Here is a 17,678-nt window from a genome sequence, read left to right as displayed (position 1 = left end):
CAGAGCCCCCCGCGCTCAGGCTGATAGCGATAGTAATTGGAAACGGTATCCAGCCGATCGTTGGTGATGCCCTGTTTTCCCAGGGCTGACATCAGCACTTCTTTGTTCGCGCGTACCCGTGCAGCGGAGGGAGCGCCACCCCGCGCCGGTTTCACATTACTGAATGCCTGTCGAAAGACTTCCGGTTCTACACCCAGGGCGGCGGCAATCAGTGCGACCGGACGTCCGTGATCACGCAGATCGGTTTCGTATCCGCCTGTGAAAACGACAGAGTCTGCAGGCACATTTCTTAAATCGGCATTCTGTCTCTGTTGATCTGGCAGAGCCTCAATTCGCGAGTGAGGGGGACGACCTGCTTCCGGTCGTGGATGCTCGTCCCTGTGCGGAGGGTGATGTCGCGGAGGATGAGGAGGCCGCGGCAGTTCATCGCGTGTCAGCGTGCCACTCTGGTCACGATCCAGGTTCCTGAGTACACCCGAAGCCTGTTCGATTTCCTGTGTGGAAATCTCGCCATTCCGGTCTGTATCAAACAGCATCATAAAAGGATCACGAGGAGGGCCCTCCGGTCGCTGATTGTCATGGTCTTCATTTCCCCCCGGTGGGTGAGAAGCGACTCCTGTCGCAATCAGTGCAACGACAGCTGCGAACACAATCAGATATTTCATCAGCTTCGATCTCCCTGCTGGGGGCCCGTTAGTTCGATTTACCAGAGTTCCATGAGTTGAGACAAAGGGAACAGTGACCCGTCAGGAACCGTAACGCAAGCGTTCCTGCAGAGCTACCGGATAAATTTCAATTTAACGAGATTCCACTGGTTTACTTCGATTTCGGGGCTTATGTCTTTTCATTCGCTACCCTCCAATGCAAACCAGGCCTGCATCTGGTAGGAGCAGTTGCACTGGGATGAACCGTTTCTCCCTTTTTTAGAAAGGGGCTCCAGAACGACGCCCCAGGCATCACGCTGCTCGTGGTCAACGCAGGCCTCACCACCCACGCCGCCATTCGCCTGCAGGACTGAACTTCCCACACCTGCTGCTACACATTTCCGCACTCCCGCTGCATAAAATGAACTTGACCGCTGCGTGCCGACAGCGATAAGCGCTGTTTTGGGTCGCGCGCGTGCCCAGTTTACAGAGCACCGAAACACGCGACAGCTGTTATTGATCTTCACTAAAAATGAGCCTGTTTTTTCCCGATTTGCACTGCCTGAAAGCACACTCGTTCGTGATGTCACCCTGCGTGTCGCCACACATCGCAAAGCTTCGCCCCGGCACCGCCCCGACGTCGCAGCAGGTCGGTCCCCTGTCAACCCGTATCGCCACATGATATTGTTCATCCCTCTTGACCTCCCCACGCACTTCCACAAAATAATCCAATATGCAACGGAACCACAAACCCCCAGCCAACGGACTCCAGTTCAACAGCTCGAACACAAGAATTAACCCCACAAAAATGACAAAAATTCAATGTCCTCTTACCCTTGCGGGTGCCATCTGTCGGCTTGCCCGACAGTGTTTTGGGTAACCATCCCAACTCAGAAAAACAGGGTGAGCCCGAATACAATTCGGGCCGAGCACAGCGAGCAGGAGGTCACAGCTGCCACGCACAATTCGGAACCAGGCTCCCCCACGCATTCAGCGGGTGGCACCGTTGGCTTGCCCAACGGTGAAGGTGATCACGGCTCCCTTACCCGTTTCACAAAGCATTATAAAAGAAACGCCCCACGCCCCGCAGATGAAAATCCCGAACCACTGAAAGATCAAAGGAAGGATCAGAAAGGTGTCATCGATATTCACCATAGAACGTCCCACCTGAGCCATTGAGCTTCAGCCGCGGTTTTATACCTCGCTCGCAAAAAACCGCAGCTAACACCGTTCGGCTACTACGAAAGAAAGAAATGCGAAAGAAAGAGGGGGGGGTAGCCCCGGATGTAATCCGGGGTCGCCAAAGGCGACAGGAAACTGTCAGTGCAGACTCACAAATCAGAACAACAAAGCCAACCCTATCGTCGTAGGGTGCGGACCCATGTGTCCGCCCGCCTGGCGAGTATCAACCCGGCATCGCGCACAATGGGAACAGAATGAAACATCCCTGTCAGACTTTTGAACCACGAAAAACACAAAACGCCACGAAAGAAAAAAGAGGGTGAGCCCGGATAAAATCCGGGCCGAGCGCAGCGAGCAGGAGGTCACAGCTGCCACATTTAATCCGGAACATAAACCCCCCCCACTCGACACGGCCGGACAAGCCGGCCATGGCACCCCGAAACCTCTATCTTAATTGCACTGTCTCCTGTAAAATCTGAAGTGCGCGGTCCACAGTTCGGCTTGCTCGACAGTGCTTGTACTTACGTTGTCTTGCACGTTTCATAAAGCATTATAAAAGAAGCCCTCACTCCCCGCAGATGAAAATCCCCAGGGTTATAATGGGGGCAGAATAAAAAAAGTCCAGACCCATACTAAGCTATCCGGAATTTCTAAGGTGCTATAATGAGACCTGATTCTGAGTATTCATACTATGTATTACCAGGCCAGGATATAAGTTCAGATGATTTATCGGTACAAGATCCAGGGAAACTCCCCTGTCAGATGCCTGAAGGCTTGGAGTTCCTTCCAATTGAATATCCTTTAAAGATATTGACGGCAGTGGCTGTCCACGTACCTCCACCTTTGATTTTCACAGGAATACGAGCGGCTGTTGTCTCAACTGACTATCGAGGGCCTGTGCTAGCTTGTGAGGGAGGGTGGGTTACAGAAATGGAGTTGGAGTTTGAGATTGGTGGTGAAGCCGGTCAATCTGATTCAGATAGGAGCAGCGTAGCTTCGATCGCGTGTCGGTCGACTGATCTTGCTCTTCCGAATTCAATAGCCGAGCAAGCGATTGGAAAATTCGTAACAACGAATCGAGATCAGCTACATTTCCAGGTTTCGTGTAATGTGCTATTGCATCTAAAATTCTGGGACCAGGTACATGGCTGGCGGACTTGTTGGGAGAAAGTTATTGAACCTATATTTGGTCCACTTTCTGATAACGCCATCGATGATCCGTTTTTGGCAAAATTTGACGCGCAGACTGAAGACGCCTTCCGCTCAAATATCAAAATGGAAGCAAAGTCAACTGGTCCGGAAGTTGGTTCTTTTATACCTTGTGCTCTCGTTGACAACAATTCTGTGATCGAGCCATGTTGTGTTTACGAGATTCAGAATATGTCATCCAGCGACGAAGTGACATCGGGAATTCTGCATATTCTCTCTCCTGAAGCACCTGTCAATATTCGCAATTTGCGATTATTGACCCGTTGCCTTGAGCTGGATCGCAGTTTAAGGGATTCGTGTCTTCTTGGCATAATAGAGTAAACGAAGAGCAGAAAAGGCGTCAGCAACTGTCATAATGTTTGACTAGTTTGACTGTCTTAACCGTCTGTCGGATGTATAAGGGGTCAGGAGTCTTTAAAAAGAGTCCTGACCCAATCCTGTTCGGCACGGTTTATGCTACCTGTAAAAAATCACCACGAATAGAGAGGTTTCGTGTATTTCGTGACGTTCGTGGTTTGTAAATTGGTCAATTTGCAGGCAGGAAGGTGCGTTGACCGCTTGAGATATCTGTCATGCCACAAGCGAAGCGCGCCGAGATTGAAGAACAGGACATCACCGGACTGAAGTACTTCCGTCAGTTGGGAAGTCTGCTGCAGGAACTGCATGACGTCGGCTGTGAACGTGATCGCGCTGGCAATCGCAGTCTGCACATGGATCAGTATTGTACGATGATCCTGCTCTACCTGTTCAATCCCATCGTGACGTCTCTCCGTGGCCTGCAGCAGGCCAGTGAACTCAAAAAGGTTCAGAAAAAACTGAAGTGCCCCCGTGCTTCTCTTGGTTCACTCTCTGAATCTGTCGCTGTTTTTGATTCCGAATGTCTGAAACCGATCATTGCCGCCCTGGGGGATAAGCTGGCGCCGATTGCGAAAGAGAGCCGACTGCAGGAAATCAGGCACACAATGACCCTGGTCGACGGCACCGTGATTACCGCTTTGCCCCGCATCGCCCAGGCTTCGTTCCTCGAAACACAATCCGGTCATTCCAACCTGATGAACTGGACGCTGCACACGCACTTTGAAGTGGACCGCCACGTGCCGACGCGGATCGACGTCACCCCCACCGGCGGAGGAGAATTCGATGAACGGGCCGTTATGGACCGTGCCGTTGAATCGGACCGAACGTATGTGATGGATCGCGGGTATGCGAAATTCGAACTCTTTAACCGCATTGTTGATGCCGGTAGTAGCTATGTCTGCCGGATCCGGGATAACAGTGTCTACGATGTTCTGTCAGAACAGGAACTGACAGACGCAGACAGGGCTGCCCATGTGATGAGCGATGAGATCATTCAACTCGGATCAGTTCAAGCAAAATCAAAACCGAACCATCGCCTGCGGCTGATTCTGATCGAGATGGAACCGCATCAGAAGCGCACCCGCTATGGCGGCAAGAGCACGGGGCCGAACTGCGATGGCGTGTTACGGATCGCGACCAATCTGCTGGACGTTCCCGCGGAAATCATTGCGCTGATGTATCGTTATCGCTGGACGATTGAGATTTTCTTCCGTTTTTTCAAGCACACGCTGGGCTGCCGTCATCTGTTGAGCAGGTCGCAGAACGGCATTGAGATTCAGACTTACTGTGCGATCATCGCCAGCATGCTGATCAGTCTGTGGACCGGTCGTAAGCCGACGTTGCGTACCTATGAAATGATCTGCTGGTACTTCACCGGCATGTGTGATGAAGAAGAGCTGTTGTCGCACATTTCAAAGTTGCAAAAACAGAACAGTTGATTCGCGGGCCGCCGATGCGTCTCGTCTGCCTTACTTAACGCTGCGCCGATTTCTCTGAGAGCCAGCACTCGCATCATCTCCCCGCAGATTTTACAATCACTCAATGCCCTGATCCTGAAATCAGCCGCCGAGAGCAACTAACGGGCCGAACAGGATTGGTCCTGACCCCTTTATCCCTTTTCTTTCACGTTTCACAAAGCATTATAAAAGAAGCCCTCACTCCCTGCAGTTGAAAATACCCAGGGTTATAAAGGGGGCAGAATAAAAAAAGTTCAGCCCCCTTTGGCCCTCACTACACACATGAAGAACTCGTACCTTTTTGCGGATTCAGGCATAATATAAAGTTCGTACATTCGATCTATTTTTGATCGTTATGATAGAGAACATTTCTTCGAAGAATCGGCAGTAACTCTGCAGTGCTGATTTCCGTTGCAATGATTCTTCCGTCACGGCCAATCAAAATCTTCGTCGGATAGCTGTTCACATTATAATTGCCGCAAGTTTCACCAGACAACGTATCGACTCCTATCGGAAAGGTCAGTCCCCGTTTTTTTACGAACGCTTTTACTTCGTCTGTTGAAACGGAATTATGGTGAAGGCCAATAATCACCAATCCTTTTTCCCCGTAAAGCTCATGCGCCAATTGAAGCCTGGGCAAATCTGCCATACAAGGTCCACACCATGTGGCCCAGAAGTCCAGTAAAACAACTTTGCCGCGGAGTGAATCCAGATTCAGTTCGTCCGAATTGATCCAGTCACGGCACACGATCTCCGCAGCCGAAGCCGGGGGTTGACTATCATTACGATAGATCTGGGAATCAAGTTTGATTGGTGCCAGGCGTTGTACTGGTTTTAGAAGTTGAGTCGTATCGGATTTGACGCTGACGAATCCAGGTAATTGGGTATTATCCGTTACGCTGACCGATGCCTGATACTTTTGATGTCTGCTTAATCCCCAAGTGCGAAATTCACCTGAAGCATCCGTTTTATGGGTCGAGAGCCTTCTGAATTCACTTCTTTTTTTAGCACCATAGACTGACCAAAGTGTCACATCTACATCTTCCAGCGGAGTTCCTGCTGCGTCGACGACTGAGCCGATCAACATTGATTCCGGCTCAAGTTGAATGCGTGCTTCAGTCCCCTCTTCCAGGCTGGAAACCGAGAGGCTCACTCCCGAGCTTAACTTTTCAGTCAAATGGCACGCCATGATATTTGCGACCCATGGCTTATGCATCATTTGCAATTTGAACCGTCCATTCTCATCGGTTAAGACGGACTGAGGTTGCTGATCGCCCTGCATCACCAATGCATTGACGGCAGGTTGACCATTCGGTAAAAGCACGACACCGCGAATCAGAGGAAGCCGTTTGGCTTTTAGATCTTCCAGCTCCGTCGTTTCGCCAGGTTTAATGCGGACGTCTTTCCAATACTTGTCTTCCCCATAGAAACCATTTCCAGTTCCCACAATAATTCCAAATCTGCCGGACGGCGGGGTCATTTCGAAGCGTCCCTCACTGTCGGTGTAACTGCGTAGAATAATTGACCGGTTGCTGATGAGTTGCACCTGCACTCCGGAACACGGCATCTGGTTATCTGTGCTCAATACACGTCCGCGGACTGCTCCTCGGCGGTATAGCTTGAATTTATACTTACTGTGAGCCGTTCCATCATGTACTCGAGCCCATTCAGTTGTTGCCAGCGATGGATGTCGCTCACTGATATCGACGAGATTCGAGATGATCGGGAATCGAGTGTGATACTTGCCTTCCGAATCTACGGGAACGTTTCTTACGTTAATACTTTTCGGATAACCTGAGATGTTGACGATGGCTTCTGTCGCAGGCTTCCCAGTTTCTGCCTCGATTGCCTGAATTTCTACAGGCACTCCTTTTTCCAGAGTGATTGTGTTCTCTTTTGATGTTCTGGCGTTTTCGATTAAACCGTTGACATAGTCCCGGTGTTTGACGAGCACGTTACAATCAACATCTGCTGGAATTCCTTCGATCACAAGCCTGCCCTCCGCATCTGATGTGGGACAGGCAATTTTCATTCGGTCAAGCCACTCCTGCTGAAGCCACCATCGACTTCCGCCACGTACATTCCAGCTGACGTAGGAAAACTCGGCCCCGGCAATGGGTTTTCCCAGTTCATCCTGAATCTTGAGAACCAGTGATTCGGGACGAGAAACAATGAGCTTCAGATTCCGTTCGATCTGCCCCGGTTGAACAGAGACGTACGTGCCGGTGTAACTTTTCCCTGCAGCAGCGACTGTTAATGTGTATCTGCCTGCTGAAATATCATCAAAATGGAAACGACCATCTGCAGCTGTCCTCGTTGACTGGTAGTCAGTAACGTTATTTATCACATGACTGCAATGCACGATTGCCTCTACGGGATTGCCTTTCTCGTCGAGAATCAAACCACCGATTTCGGCGTGGTCGGGATTCGATGCTATCACCGCCTGGTCATTCTCTTGCTGCTCACTTTTATTCGTTGTGGGAACATCTGCTACAGCGTCTCCAGACCGTAAGGCAAGACCTGGAAGTATGGCAGCACACAAGAATATCACGATTCCCCAGGCAAGCTTTGATAACCTGGCCGAACGACGGACCCGTGGATTCAGAACACGTGTGATACGAGACTGAAGCGGTCGCATCTGCAATGCAGATAATTGTAAAATCCGTGTTCGCACAGAGCACCACTCCAGTGCACGGACTAATGCTGCACAATATTCGTCTTTCGTTACCAGATTCTCAACCACAATAAGATCATCGCAACATTGTTCCCGGACACGCTGCAGGTTTCGATGCAACATCCATACCACTGGATGAAACCACCAGAGAGCACGAATGAAACCTTGAATCCAAAGTGCAGCAGGATCCAAACGACGATGATGTGCCAGTTCGTGCGCAAAAACCGCACGCTGCTCAGTTGCCGACAGTTGAGTTAGCATTGCTGCGGGAACAATGACGGTCGGCTGAATCACGCCACATGCCATCGGAGTCACGGGGGCCGGACTTAAAAGCAAACGTATGCGGCGGCGCAATCCCATTGAATGAGTCAGCTTTCTGAATTCTTCCCGCATCGAACCATCTGCTTCCTTACAGCAGGCAATGATTCGCATCAAATGAAAGCTGCTTTTCGCCATCCACAGCAGAAACGCCAGGGTTACGATGCCGGAGCCGATCATTAACCAGGCAATGGAACTGATACTGACCGTCAGTTCTTTCTGGATTTTTAATGATGAGGAAATTATCGAAACCGGGGAATCAGCTGTTTCGGTAGTCGATTTCACTTCTTTCTTCGGGTTATTCGGAACAGTAACAGGCAGATCACTTCTGTCACGTGTTACTGATTCGAAAGACGGCACTACCAGATTCTCACCTTCTGGTGGGAGTTCGGATACCATACGCGATGTCTTTTCAACCGAAGCACCGTTTGATATTTCCCACTGACTGAAAATTCCACCCGGCATTGCAAAAAACGGTGGCACAACAAACTTGATCAGAGCCAGCATCAGCAACGCATACCGAATATTTGCTGAAATACGATGCTTCCAGAAAACAACGACAAAGATAAGCAATGCGACGACAGTGGACTGCCAGGCCATGTGCTTCACAATAAAGAGCCACGCATCGGCCACGGAATTAATTGTATCAACGGACATTATTTGTCCTCCAGATTCTGATTCTGTTCAAGACGTTCGATGAGAGCCTTGAGTTCCTCAATTTCTTCCGGACTGGTGGGTTGACTTTCCAGCAGGGATGCCACAATCGCGACTGAGTTTCCACCAAATATTCGTTGTCTGAGCTTCTGCAGAATTCGACGATGAGTGGATTTTGGACCTCGTGTCGCGCGGTAAGCAAATGATTTGCCTTGTCCTGACTTCTCTCGCTTCACAAGGTCCTTTTCAGACAATCGATTGAGCAGCGTAAGCACAGAACCATGAGCCATCGGACGATATGACTCTAATTGATTTCGGATTTCGCCAGCCGTCAAAGCACCTGCATTCCAGAGGCAAGCCAGTACTTCAAGCTCTGCCTCAGGTAGATCTTGAGAAACGGGGTGACCACTCCTGGAATTCTTTGCCATCTAAAGCTCCTGAAGTAACTGGTGTTTCATATACATCACCAATTTAGACAGACGTCTATTTGTGGTCAATGCATATTTAGACAAATGTCTAAATATGCCAAGAATAATCTGATCAATTCGAATGCAATCAAATAAAGGTGTCCGGAACCGTTGATCTGCTTCTGCAGGCAGAACCGCAAAGCAGCAGCCTTACTAACTGACATCAGCACCCCAGAACCAACCATCCGAATCAAATATTTTAGTCTCTTTGCATACCCTTTGTTGGTAGCAGAAATACCTGGATAAAGATAAAGGGACAGGTAAAGGGACAGGACTCTTTGAATATAAAAAACCTGACCCCTATATGCCTTCTGCTGGTGATGGATAATCATTGAGCAACATCGGTGACGCACTTTCCTGATTTAGGGTTTGCGGCTGAAAATGAGATTCAACACAAGGTTGACCACGATCGTCAGGACGATACTGCCAAAGATGGAAATATGCAGTTGAAAGAAGAAATTTAACAGCACCAGCACGGCAACAAAGATCAACAGTGATAAAAAATAGTTTTGTTTCATTGGGGAAGACTCATGGCAAGGGTTGCGATGGCAGATGATAGATAATCTGGAGCGAAGTAATTTAAGGTCAGAATCAATTTTTGGATTGTGCCTGAAACTCATCCAGGAATTATTCAGTTTTTATTTTATCACTCATCCTGTGCCAAACATATGTTAAATTGTCTGGAATCCTCTTGCTGCTGAGAAAGGAAAAGGGGCAGGAGTCTTTGAAAAAAGACCCGCCCCCTTTAGCTCTTCTGATTTGTTTTTTTTTTTACTAAGTGTCACATCGGCCTCTAGCCTTAAAACCCTTTGGGGGCCTTGTATCAATCCTGCAGCAGTTGTTTAACCGGAATCGACTGATAGCGCAGACCCCCTGGTCCATAGTAGACCAGATGCAGTGTGTCGTCGCGGAAGGCCATGCTGACATAACTGTAGGAGCCATTTTTGGTTTCTTCGATGTTTTTGAGCTGTTTCCAGGTTTCGCCTTCGTCGTCGGAAATTCCGATGGTCAGTGGTGTGCGCGGACCCTGGTGATCGGCTCCGGGGACCACCGCATTGTTCCAGATCAGAATCAGTTTATCGGTGCCGGGGATTCGCTGCAGCTGCATGGGGGCTTCGGGGTGAACGATATCCGTTTTCTCAGAAGGGCTCCAGGTCTGGCCGCCATCGTTACTGAAGGCGCGATACATGCGCGTGGTCTGGGTGCGGATCAGCATCAGGATGCGACCATCGTTCAACTGTTCGATTTCCGGTTCCATGGCGCCGCGCAGGGGGCAGTCGACCTCGTTGACTGATTTTTTCCAGCTTTGGCCTTCATCATCAGAATAATAGCTGTAGGATCGGAAATGCTCGTCTTTCTGCCAGGCGCTGGGTGAGCCATAGGCGGCCAGCAGGATGCGACCTGATTTCAGGCGGATGGCCGCGGAATTGACAGTGAAGATCACGCCTTCAGTACCTTGAGAAATCTGGCGGGGTTCACTCCAGGTCTTTCCTTCATCGGTCGATATTTTGCACCACAGATTGGCAAAACGGTTGCTGTCGATGCGAATGTAGGTCAACAGTAATTTTCCGCTCGTCGTTTTGATCAGACTGGTCGACATTACATTCATCTTGCCGATGTTTTCCTGCACCGTCTGGGGAGCAGACCAGGTTTTGCCGCCATCATCAGAATGGATTTCGACCAGGCGTGCCGGATCATGGTCATCGCCGGCGCCATGGTACCATTGGGTATAGACGAGCAGCAGGCGACCGTTATCCAGGGTGATCAATGAACCTTCGCCATGTCGCGGCAGTTCTTTGGTGGCTTCCACCAGTAACCGCGATTCCGCCCGCGTTTCTTTCAGGTTGGTGACGGAAATGACAGCCAGCAACAGCAGGCCGAATCCGAGTTTACAGAAGGCAGGAAAATTCAAATGCATTTTCATGGCGGGCCTTTTTTTATTGAAGATTAAAATCATGCTGGACCGGGTCACTGTCCGGCGGAATGGTGAGTGGTTCAATCGTGGATTTTGTGTTGAACTGTTCCGGCAGATATTGTTTTCGGCTGGTGGAACTGCCGGCGGGTTGATCACCGGGCAGTCCCGTCTCTCCCTGGTAGGCGCTGATCTCCACCTGGTAGGTGCCCGGTTTGACTGCCGAGCGGTCGGCGAACAGATATGTTCCGGCGTTGATCTGGGTCGTTCTCGCCGGAGCGGTGTTTCCTTTCTCAGGCACGAGACGTATCACGCCTTCCTGGATCGGATCGCCCTGGTAGGTGACCGTGCCTTTCACGGCAGTAAGTTCCATTTCGTCAGTAGCCTGGCCGCAACCGGTCAGGAGTAACAGGCAGCCGCAGAGGAATTTGAGTTTGCTCATATGCTGATACCAGGTAGAAGAGGTGCCTTGGAATGGGAATGATATTCTGATAAAGCCAGGAAACTTCAGACGGTGTCCCGTTTTACTGTAGCGCCTTCAAGGCCATTTGGGCCACGTATAGTAGATTGAGAGACGCTATGGTTAAATGTGATGTACTCTAGAACTCACCAATGACTTCGCTGCCGGCGCGTGTCGTCAGATCCTGCAGAGTTCCCAGGTCGATATTTTCTGACAGGAACCGGACTGCCCCGTCTGCCAGCAGGAAATGACAACCACCGGTGTGGTAGCTGCCCGGCCCGGTGAAGTCATCTCCATTCCAGCTCCAGCCGGTGAGCAGAGGGAAATTAGCGTTGATGCCGCTGCGAACGCCAATGCCGCCGCCCCCATAGGCACCCCAGGCAAACAGTTCGTGTGAACCGGGCTTGTCGCCGACCGTTTCTGCAAAAGCCAGTGTGGTACTGGACCCATCCAGGATATCCCGAAAGCGGGTTTTTGAATTGCGATAAAAGACCCCATCCTTGTTAAAGCCGACGGCGTCCTGGCCATCACGGGCCGGGTTTCCGTCGCGGCCGCTATGTGCTACCGGCTGATAGTGACTGCCCCAGGAGTCGTCAGGTCCGCCGGCCCCGGTCCAGTTGAGTCCCTCGTCCTGTGGGTTGCTGGGGCAGAGAAACACGTTGATTTTCTGTTGCGTGACGGGGGCGTTCGAAGAGTGATTGAATGCATTCAGAAAATTGAACTGATTATAGATATTTGTCTGGTCAAGAAACGGGAGCAACATGGTGGAACACATCTGCGAGCCAAAGTTCTGCGGGGCAGAGGTGGAGTTATCGGTAAAACTGCGACCAAAGGGAAACATGCTGTGCGTCTCGTGATAGTTGTGCAAAGCCAGGCCAATCTGTTTGAGATTGTTCTTACAGGTACTGCGGCGGGCTGATTCCCGGGCCTGTTGAACGGCAGGCAGCAGCAGTGCAATCAGAATCGCGATGATGGCGATCACGACCAGTAACTCGATTAATGTAAAAGCTCTTTGTGCTCTGTTCGGCTGCGAATTGTGTGACAGCATGGGTGTTCCCCCGAAACGGATGATACAGGAATGAGATAACGAGCGGATTCAATCTGATAGTAGTTAGATATATTATGATATATCATCGTGATGGTTGGTTATAATATCAATTAAAAAATGGAAAAAGTCTGCTGAATCACAAAAATAATATTTCAGCAGCAGCGGAGGCGAAGCGATACCTTCCTCAGAAGCCGGACCCTGGCACAGTCACTCTGCAGGCACAGGCAATGGTTGCGATTGAGGTAATACTCAGCAGTTGACAGCAGATTGGCTGGTCTGAACAGAATGCTCGGGGTCTACCTGAAAACGGAACCAGCGAATGACGCTGACGCATTGTTCGTAACACCAGAAGGTGACAAACAATTCGCCATCGGGCAGTCGGGTGATATGGGGCGCACCAAATTTGAGTGCGGCGAAATTATCTGACATGTTTTCGCCTGTGGACGTAATGCCTTCCAGCATGTTGTGTCCCCAGAGGGGCTGCTGATCTCCGTTGATCCAGGTGCCTGTGTCATCTAAACGAGACAGGCAGGCCCAGAGCCCCGGTTGATCCATACGACGGTAAATATTCAGCAGGCTGCCATCTTCGAGCAGGCAGGGGGTTAAGGTCTGGCCTGCGATCTGAGTGGAAGCAGGTTCCGACCAGGAGTTTCCTCCGTCGTCGCTGACCGCATAATGATTGGGGAGATCTGTCTGCGTCGCTTCGTCGTAACACCAGGCCACTGCCAGCAGGCGTCCGTCAGGATATTCCACCACCTTGGATTCCCAGAAGATCAGGTTGTTTTCCTCACTATGCATGATGTCGAGGTATTCATCCCAGGAGTGGCCCTGATCGGTGGAAACCAGCGCCAGCATGCGATTTCCGTTGGGTAAAAAGCCGGCCCAGTCGCGCCACGTGGAAGTCGGCCAGATCCAGCGACCATCAGTGAGTTGCGTGATCGGGCTGCACATTTCGAATTCGGGACCCTCCAGGGGGGGAGAGACAACTTCTGGTTCTGACCACGTCCGGCCCAGGTCGAGGGAGCGGATCAGTAACAGTTCTGAGGGGACCATGCCCAGAGTCTGGGGATTGCATAAGCCTTCGTCAGGGAAGTCGGTCCGATCAAATCGCACCAGATTCGCAATCAGCTCGCCTGATTCCGTCGCGGTGAGCCGCCCGAATGTAGAAGTCTGTCGCCCGGTGACACTGGTATTGATCGGCCCCTGGTATTCCCAGGTCAGCCCCTGGTCAAACGATCGGGACAGGTGCAGTTTGAGGTCGACTGCTTCAAAGGCTTCCCCCAGCATATACATGGCAAGCAGAGAGCCATCGGGCAGAGCGGCAACCGAGGGGAAGTAAGCGTGCACGCTTTTCACATGCGGTTTCGCATTTTTGAACAGGATTCCTGTTTCCAGCTGTTTAAGTTGCATTACGGCCTCGTTCCTGTTTTCTCATAAAAGCCAGGACGTCGCGACGGCCTGCCTGGATCTGTTCGCTCATGATCTGGCGCGCCAGATCTGCATCCCGGTTACGAAAGGCAGCCAGGATCTGTTCTTTGCCCGCACAGGTCTCTTCTGCACTTTGCGGAGTGATGATTTTATGTTTCAGCTGACGCAGGGCATAAAAGACATCGGTAATGGCCCGTTGCTCCTGGATGACTTTTTTTAGCAGGCGATTCCGCGAGGCTTCGATCAGGATTTCATGAAACTCGGTTTCGCAGTCAACCCAGCGATTGAACTGGGCCGGCGTGGTATGTTTCGCGTTCCGTTCGTTGAGTAAAACAGTGATTTCGCGCATCTCGTCAATGAGGAACTGCAGATCGTCCAGCTGCTGTGGAGTAATATACAGGGCCGCTTCCCCGGCGGCGAAGCTTTCGAGCAGATCACGCAACACGTACAGTTCATCCAGGTCTTCACGTCCAATCTCGCGGACGAAGGCACCGGAGCCCTGGATGTGTTCCACGAAACCTTCTGATGCCAGGCGGCAGATCGCTTCACGTACGGGAATCGCACTTACACCCAGTTCGGCAGCCAGTTTGCGGTTCACCAGGCGGGCGCCCGGCGAGAGCACATTCTGCTCCATCTGCTGTTTGATATACTGATACGAATATTCGGTGAGATTTTTTGAAGTGTCTTCCATCAGCGTCCACTGCTATCGCATTCGAGAAAGGGCTGGTTTGATGAATTTAATATATCGTGATATATCGGCGACGTCAAGTTTTGAGATGAAAGCCGTCGATTCTGAATGCAGCAACCGGTATCGCTATGATACAGTGATGCGATAGCGAAAAAAAAGGGAAAGCCTCCCGCAGGACACTTTCCCTTCTCGAACTCACTGGAATGGCAGTTATTTCAGTTTCAGATCGGCCATATAGATCGCGGTGATCGGTTTACCATCCTCGTCTTTTTCGTGACTTGAGTAATAGGATACCAGGGCGTGATCGGGACTCAGAATCAGGATGCCGGGATACGAGTTGTCTCCGCCACTGGGAAGTGAAGCGAATTCGTGCAGTTCATCATCCTTGAACCAGTAGAGAGAGGTTACATATTTCCCGTTTTTGCGCTGACGGCCGCCGACGAGATAGTGATCACCCCATTTGGCGAGCAGCGGTCCGCCGATATAACGGTCGAGTTGTTTGCGATCCCAGGTTTCGAAGGGGGGCCGTGATCGCATCACCCAGGCAGGATTTGAACCGCTGCGGCCGATAGCCAGCAGGTCGCCGTTCTCCTCGAAGAGAAACGCGGTTTCGTCACCCTGCTTTTCATTGAACAGCCCGGCGGTTTTCCAGACCAGGCCGTCGTCGCTTTCCAGAATGGCGGTTTCAATCAGTTCACGTCCCTGGTCGTCTTTCGCGAAATGGCGGATGCGGCGACCGCAGAGATAGGCTTTATCTTTATAAGCGGCGGCCCGCCAGATGTAATGGCCGTAGGTGCCTTCCAGCATGATCGGTTTTGACCACTGTTTACCGTCAGCAGACCAGACGGCGAAGCCCAGGTGCTCGTTGATGGTTCGTGTTTTCGGGGCTGAGTCGCCGCAATACCAGGTGCCAGAATAGACGAACAGTTTGTCTTTGAAAATCAGGAAATGTGGATCGCGGACATCCCGTTTGGGGACGGAGAATTCATCGACCTGCTGCCAGGTTTTTGCATCATCACTCTGCATGATCAGGATACGCGACGTCGGAAACAGCATGTGCCCCCCCGGGCAGGTGCGGAAGGTGAGGTAGTATTTCCCCTTGAATTCAATCATATCGGTAAACGCATTGTGTTCGCCGTTATCAAAAACCTGGTGGACATTGCTGACTTCCACTTTGGGCAGGTCATTGTTCTCATCCGCAGCGAAAGCAGTGAGGGACATGATGCTGCAGCAGAGCAGAGGCAACAGGGCTATCAGGCAGGATTGTGTTTTCTTCATGGTGATTCACTTTCTGAGATAGAGTGTCGGTTCTTCAGTCGATTTCCCGTTCCGGCATCAACAGGTATTTCAAGTGAGCCCGCATGACAGAGCGTGCCCGTTCCACATCGCGATCCTGAATCGCGCTGACCAGTTCAAAGTGCTGCCAGATGATGCGTTCGTTGACATCATCGTCCAGCATGGGAGATTTTCGCGTGGGATAGGATGTTTCGAAGAGAGCCGCCAGCAGTTTCTGCATGTCAGCGATCAGCGGCACGCCTGACATCTCCAGGATCAGGCCATGAAACTGCCGTTCCGTTTCAATGCGGCGCGGGCGGTCTTTTTTCTGGCGGGCGATCTGTTTGAACTGTTCGGCGAGTTCTGTGAGCGCTTCGATTTGAGCGTCACTGGCATTCTTAATCGCCAGTTCCACCGCACCGACTTCGAGGGCATAACGGAATGACGCGAGTTCGGCCAGCTTCTCCTGCGAACGCGCCAGTGAAGGCAGGCAGTTGGCCCAGACTTCAACCGGATCGGGATGGCGGACGATCAGCCCTTTGCGCTTGCGACCCTCCAGCAGTCCCAGGGCGCACAGGCGATTGACGGCTTCGCGGGCGATACGCCGCGAAACCTGGTATTCTTCCGCCAGTTCGGCTTCGGTCAGGAAAAAATCACCGTCCGTAAATTCCGCGGACTGTATCCGGTGTCGAATCCGTTCGGAGAGTTCCAGGGCCAGCGAATGAGGCGGTTCTTTTTGAATAAGTGTCATTACAGATCGCAATATTAGCAATATATATTGAATAGTCAGTAGAAAAGGTTATTATATGCCATTTAAACGGGGTGTCAAACAATAAAGGGTCTGAAGTTAAAATGTCGATTCTGGAAGAGCATATTCTGAATTCCGAGATTCTGATCGCCGGCGGAGGCATGGCGGGCTGCTGTGCGGCGCTGGCTGCGGCGCGGTGTGGCGCACGGGTGATTTTGTGCCAGGATCGCTCAGTGCTGGGCGGAAATGCCTCCAGCGAAGTCCGCATGCATATTGTTGGCGCGAATGGTACAGGGCGTTTTGATCGGGGGCGTGAACTGGAGACGGAGGCCCGCGAAGGGGCGATTATTGAAGAGTTGCGACTGGAGAATTGCATCCGCAATCCGCAGCGATCGGCTTCAATGTTCGATCTGATCCTGTACGAGAAATGCCAGGCCGAACCCAATCTGACACTCATGCTCAATACGTGTGTGACGTCAGTTCATTTGAATGGTGACCAGATTGAATGTGCGACTGCAGAACGGCAGAGTACGGAAGACCGCTTCACGATCAACGCGAACATTTTTATTGACTGTACCGGCGATGGTCGACTGGCGGCTGAAGCTGGCGCGCGGTTCATGGAAGGTCGGGAAGGGCGGCAGCAGTTTCAGGAAAGTCTGGCTCCGGAGACGGCGGATCAACATCGACTGGGCTCGACGATTCTGATGCAGGCCCGACGGCATGAGCGGCCCATGCCTTTTGTGGCACCCGGGTGGGCGCGGAAGTTTGATCCTGCGGAGTTGAAGCTGCGATTGTATGCCACGCCGGGCGAAGAAGAGCCGACGCACGAGTATGGTTACTGGTGGGCCGAGTGGGGTGGTGTGCTGGATACGATCAAAGAGAATGAACGCATCAGGGATGAACTGCTGGCGATTGTGATGGGGATCTGGGATCATGTGAAAAACGGACCAGAGGGAACGCCCGCCGATGAAGATCCGTTTCAGGCGGCACACTGGGCGCTCGACTGGTTTGGATTCGTACCAGGCAAACGCGAAAGCCGCCGGTTTATCGGACAGCACATTTTAACCGAACACGATCTGCTTTCGTCCCGCGATTTTCCGGATGCGATTGCCTGCGGTGGCTGGTCGCTGGATCTGCATCCGCCCGAAGGCATCGAT

15 protein-coding genes and 1 pseudogene are annotated in these 17,678 nt (G+C 51.5%); 3 read left to right on the top strand and 13 right to left on the bottom strand.

The genetic code is table 11. From position 1 onward, the window contains the following. The 3 genes and pseudogenes from AACZ40_RS20925 to AACZ40_RS20915 form a co-directional block, all read right to left on the bottom strand. Window positions 1-665 (bottom strand): annotated as a pseudogene (locus tag AACZ40_RS20925) (hypothetical protein); the annotation flags it as partial. 179 nt (window positions 666-844) lie between these two features. Then, on the bottom strand, window positions 845-1,336 hold the full coding sequence (locus AACZ40_RS20920; protein ID WP_291170990.1) for a hypothetical protein: 492 nt from the start codon (window positions 1,334-1,336) through the stop codon (window positions 845-847). Window positions 1,337-1,634: 298 nt separating this feature from the next. Continuing rightward, the gene (locus AACZ40_RS20915) at window positions 1,635-1,799 is read right to left on the bottom strand and encodes a hypothetical protein (RefSeq protein WP_291170992.1); all 165 of its coding nucleotides are present in this window, start codon (window positions 1,797-1,799) and stop codon (window positions 1,635-1,637) included. Window positions 1,800-2,489: 690 nt separating this feature from the next. Here AACZ40_RS20915 and AACZ40_RS20910 point away from each other — a divergent pair. Together AACZ40_RS20910 and AACZ40_RS20905 are read left to right on the top strand one after the other, a co-directional pair. Further along, window positions 2,490-3,356 (top strand): hypothetical protein, encoded by an 867-nt coding sequence (locus AACZ40_RS20910; RefSeq protein ID WP_291170993.1) that lies wholly within the window; start codon window positions 2,490-2,492, stop codon window positions 3,354-3,356. 251 nt (window positions 3,357-3,607) lie between these two features. Next, window positions 3,608-4,831: an IS4 family transposase gene (locus AACZ40_RS20905; RefSeq protein ID WP_291170995.1), complete on the top strand. Its 1,224-nt coding sequence runs from the start codon at window positions 3,608-3,610 to the stop codon at window positions 4,829-4,831. Between the two features lie 358 nt (window positions 4,832-5,189). On the opposite strand, the gene AACZ40_RS20900 is transcribed toward AACZ40_RS20905, so the two are convergent. From AACZ40_RS20900 to AACZ40_RS20855, 10 genes are all read right to left on the bottom strand, one after another. Continuing rightward, the gene (locus AACZ40_RS20900) at window positions 5,190-8,498 is read right to left on the bottom strand and encodes a carboxypeptidase regulatory-like domain-containing protein (protein WP_291170997.1); all 3,309 of its coding nucleotides are present in this window, start codon (window positions 8,496-8,498) and stop codon (window positions 5,190-5,192) included. Continuing rightward, window positions 8,498-8,923 (bottom strand): BlaI/MecI/CopY family transcriptional regulator, encoded by a 426-nt coding sequence (locus tag AACZ40_RS20895; protein ID WP_291170998.1) that lies wholly within the window; start codon window positions 8,921-8,923, stop codon window positions 8,498-8,500. Before AACZ40_RS20895 ends, AACZ40_RS20900 begins: the two co-directional genes overlap by 1 nt. Before the next feature lie 401 nt (window positions 8,924-9,324). Next, window positions 9,325-9,480, bottom strand: a complete 156-nt coding sequence (locus AACZ40_RS20890) for a hypothetical protein (protein WP_291171000.1) — start codon at window positions 9,478-9,480, stop codon at window positions 9,325-9,327. A 305-nt stretch (window positions 9,481-9,785) separates the two neighbouring features. Continuing rightward, complete coding sequence (locus AACZ40_RS20885; RefSeq protein WP_291171001.1) at window positions 9,786-10,886, bottom strand: sialidase family protein; 1,101 nt, start codon at window positions 10,884-10,886, stop codon at window positions 9,786-9,788. 13 nt (window positions 10,887-10,899) lie between these two features. Further along, window positions 10,900-11,316: a hypothetical protein gene (locus AACZ40_RS20880; protein ID WP_291171003.1), complete on the bottom strand. Its 417-nt coding sequence runs from the start codon at window positions 11,314-11,316 to the stop codon at window positions 10,900-10,902. Window positions 11,317-11,473: 157 nt separating this feature from the next. Next, entirely contained in the window at window positions 11,474-12,382 is a 909-nt protein-coding gene (locus AACZ40_RS20875; RefSeq protein WP_291171005.1) for a DUF1559 domain-containing protein, read from the bottom strand. A 249-nt stretch (window positions 12,383-12,631) separates the two neighbouring features. Then, window positions 12,632-13,792 (bottom strand): sialidase family protein, encoded by a 1,161-nt coding sequence (locus tag AACZ40_RS20870; RefSeq protein WP_291171008.1) that lies wholly within the window; start codon window positions 13,790-13,792, stop codon window positions 12,632-12,634. Next, a complete protein-coding gene (locus AACZ40_RS20865; protein WP_291171010.1) occupies window positions 13,782-14,501 on the bottom strand; it encodes a GntR family transcriptional regulator in 720 nt (239 codons plus the stop codon). The genes AACZ40_RS20870 and AACZ40_RS20865 overlap by 11 nt, the downstream gene beginning before the upstream one ends. Before the next feature lie 207 nt (window positions 14,502-14,708). Next, window positions 14,709-15,776 carry a hypothetical protein gene (locus AACZ40_RS20860; protein ID WP_291171012.1) on the bottom strand — a complete coding sequence of 356 codons (1,068 nt, stop codon included), beginning with the start codon at window positions 15,774-15,776 and terminating at the stop codon, window positions 14,709-14,711. Window positions 15,777-15,810: 34 nt separating this feature from the next. Further along, window positions 15,811-16,524: an FCD domain-containing protein gene (locus AACZ40_RS20855; protein WP_291171014.1), complete on the bottom strand. Its 714-nt coding sequence runs from the start codon at window positions 16,522-16,524 to the stop codon at window positions 15,811-15,813. Between the two features lie 101 nt (window positions 16,525-16,625). Between AACZ40_RS20855 and AACZ40_RS20850 the strand changes: the two genes are divergently transcribed. Beyond that, a partial coding sequence (locus AACZ40_RS20850; RefSeq protein WP_339675711.1) for an FAD-dependent oxidoreductase occupies window positions 16,626-17,678 on the top strand: 1,053 nt, incomplete at its 3' end.

Origin of the sequence: uncultured Gimesia sp., from assembly GCF_963972345.1 — a bacterium.
In the GTDB taxonomy this organism is placed as follows: domain Bacteria; phylum Planctomycetota; class Planctomycetia; order Planctomycetales; family Planctomycetaceae; genus Gimesia.
Note: the sequence above shows the minus strand (reverse complement) of the source record. Positions and strands in the feature narration are given on the sequence as shown.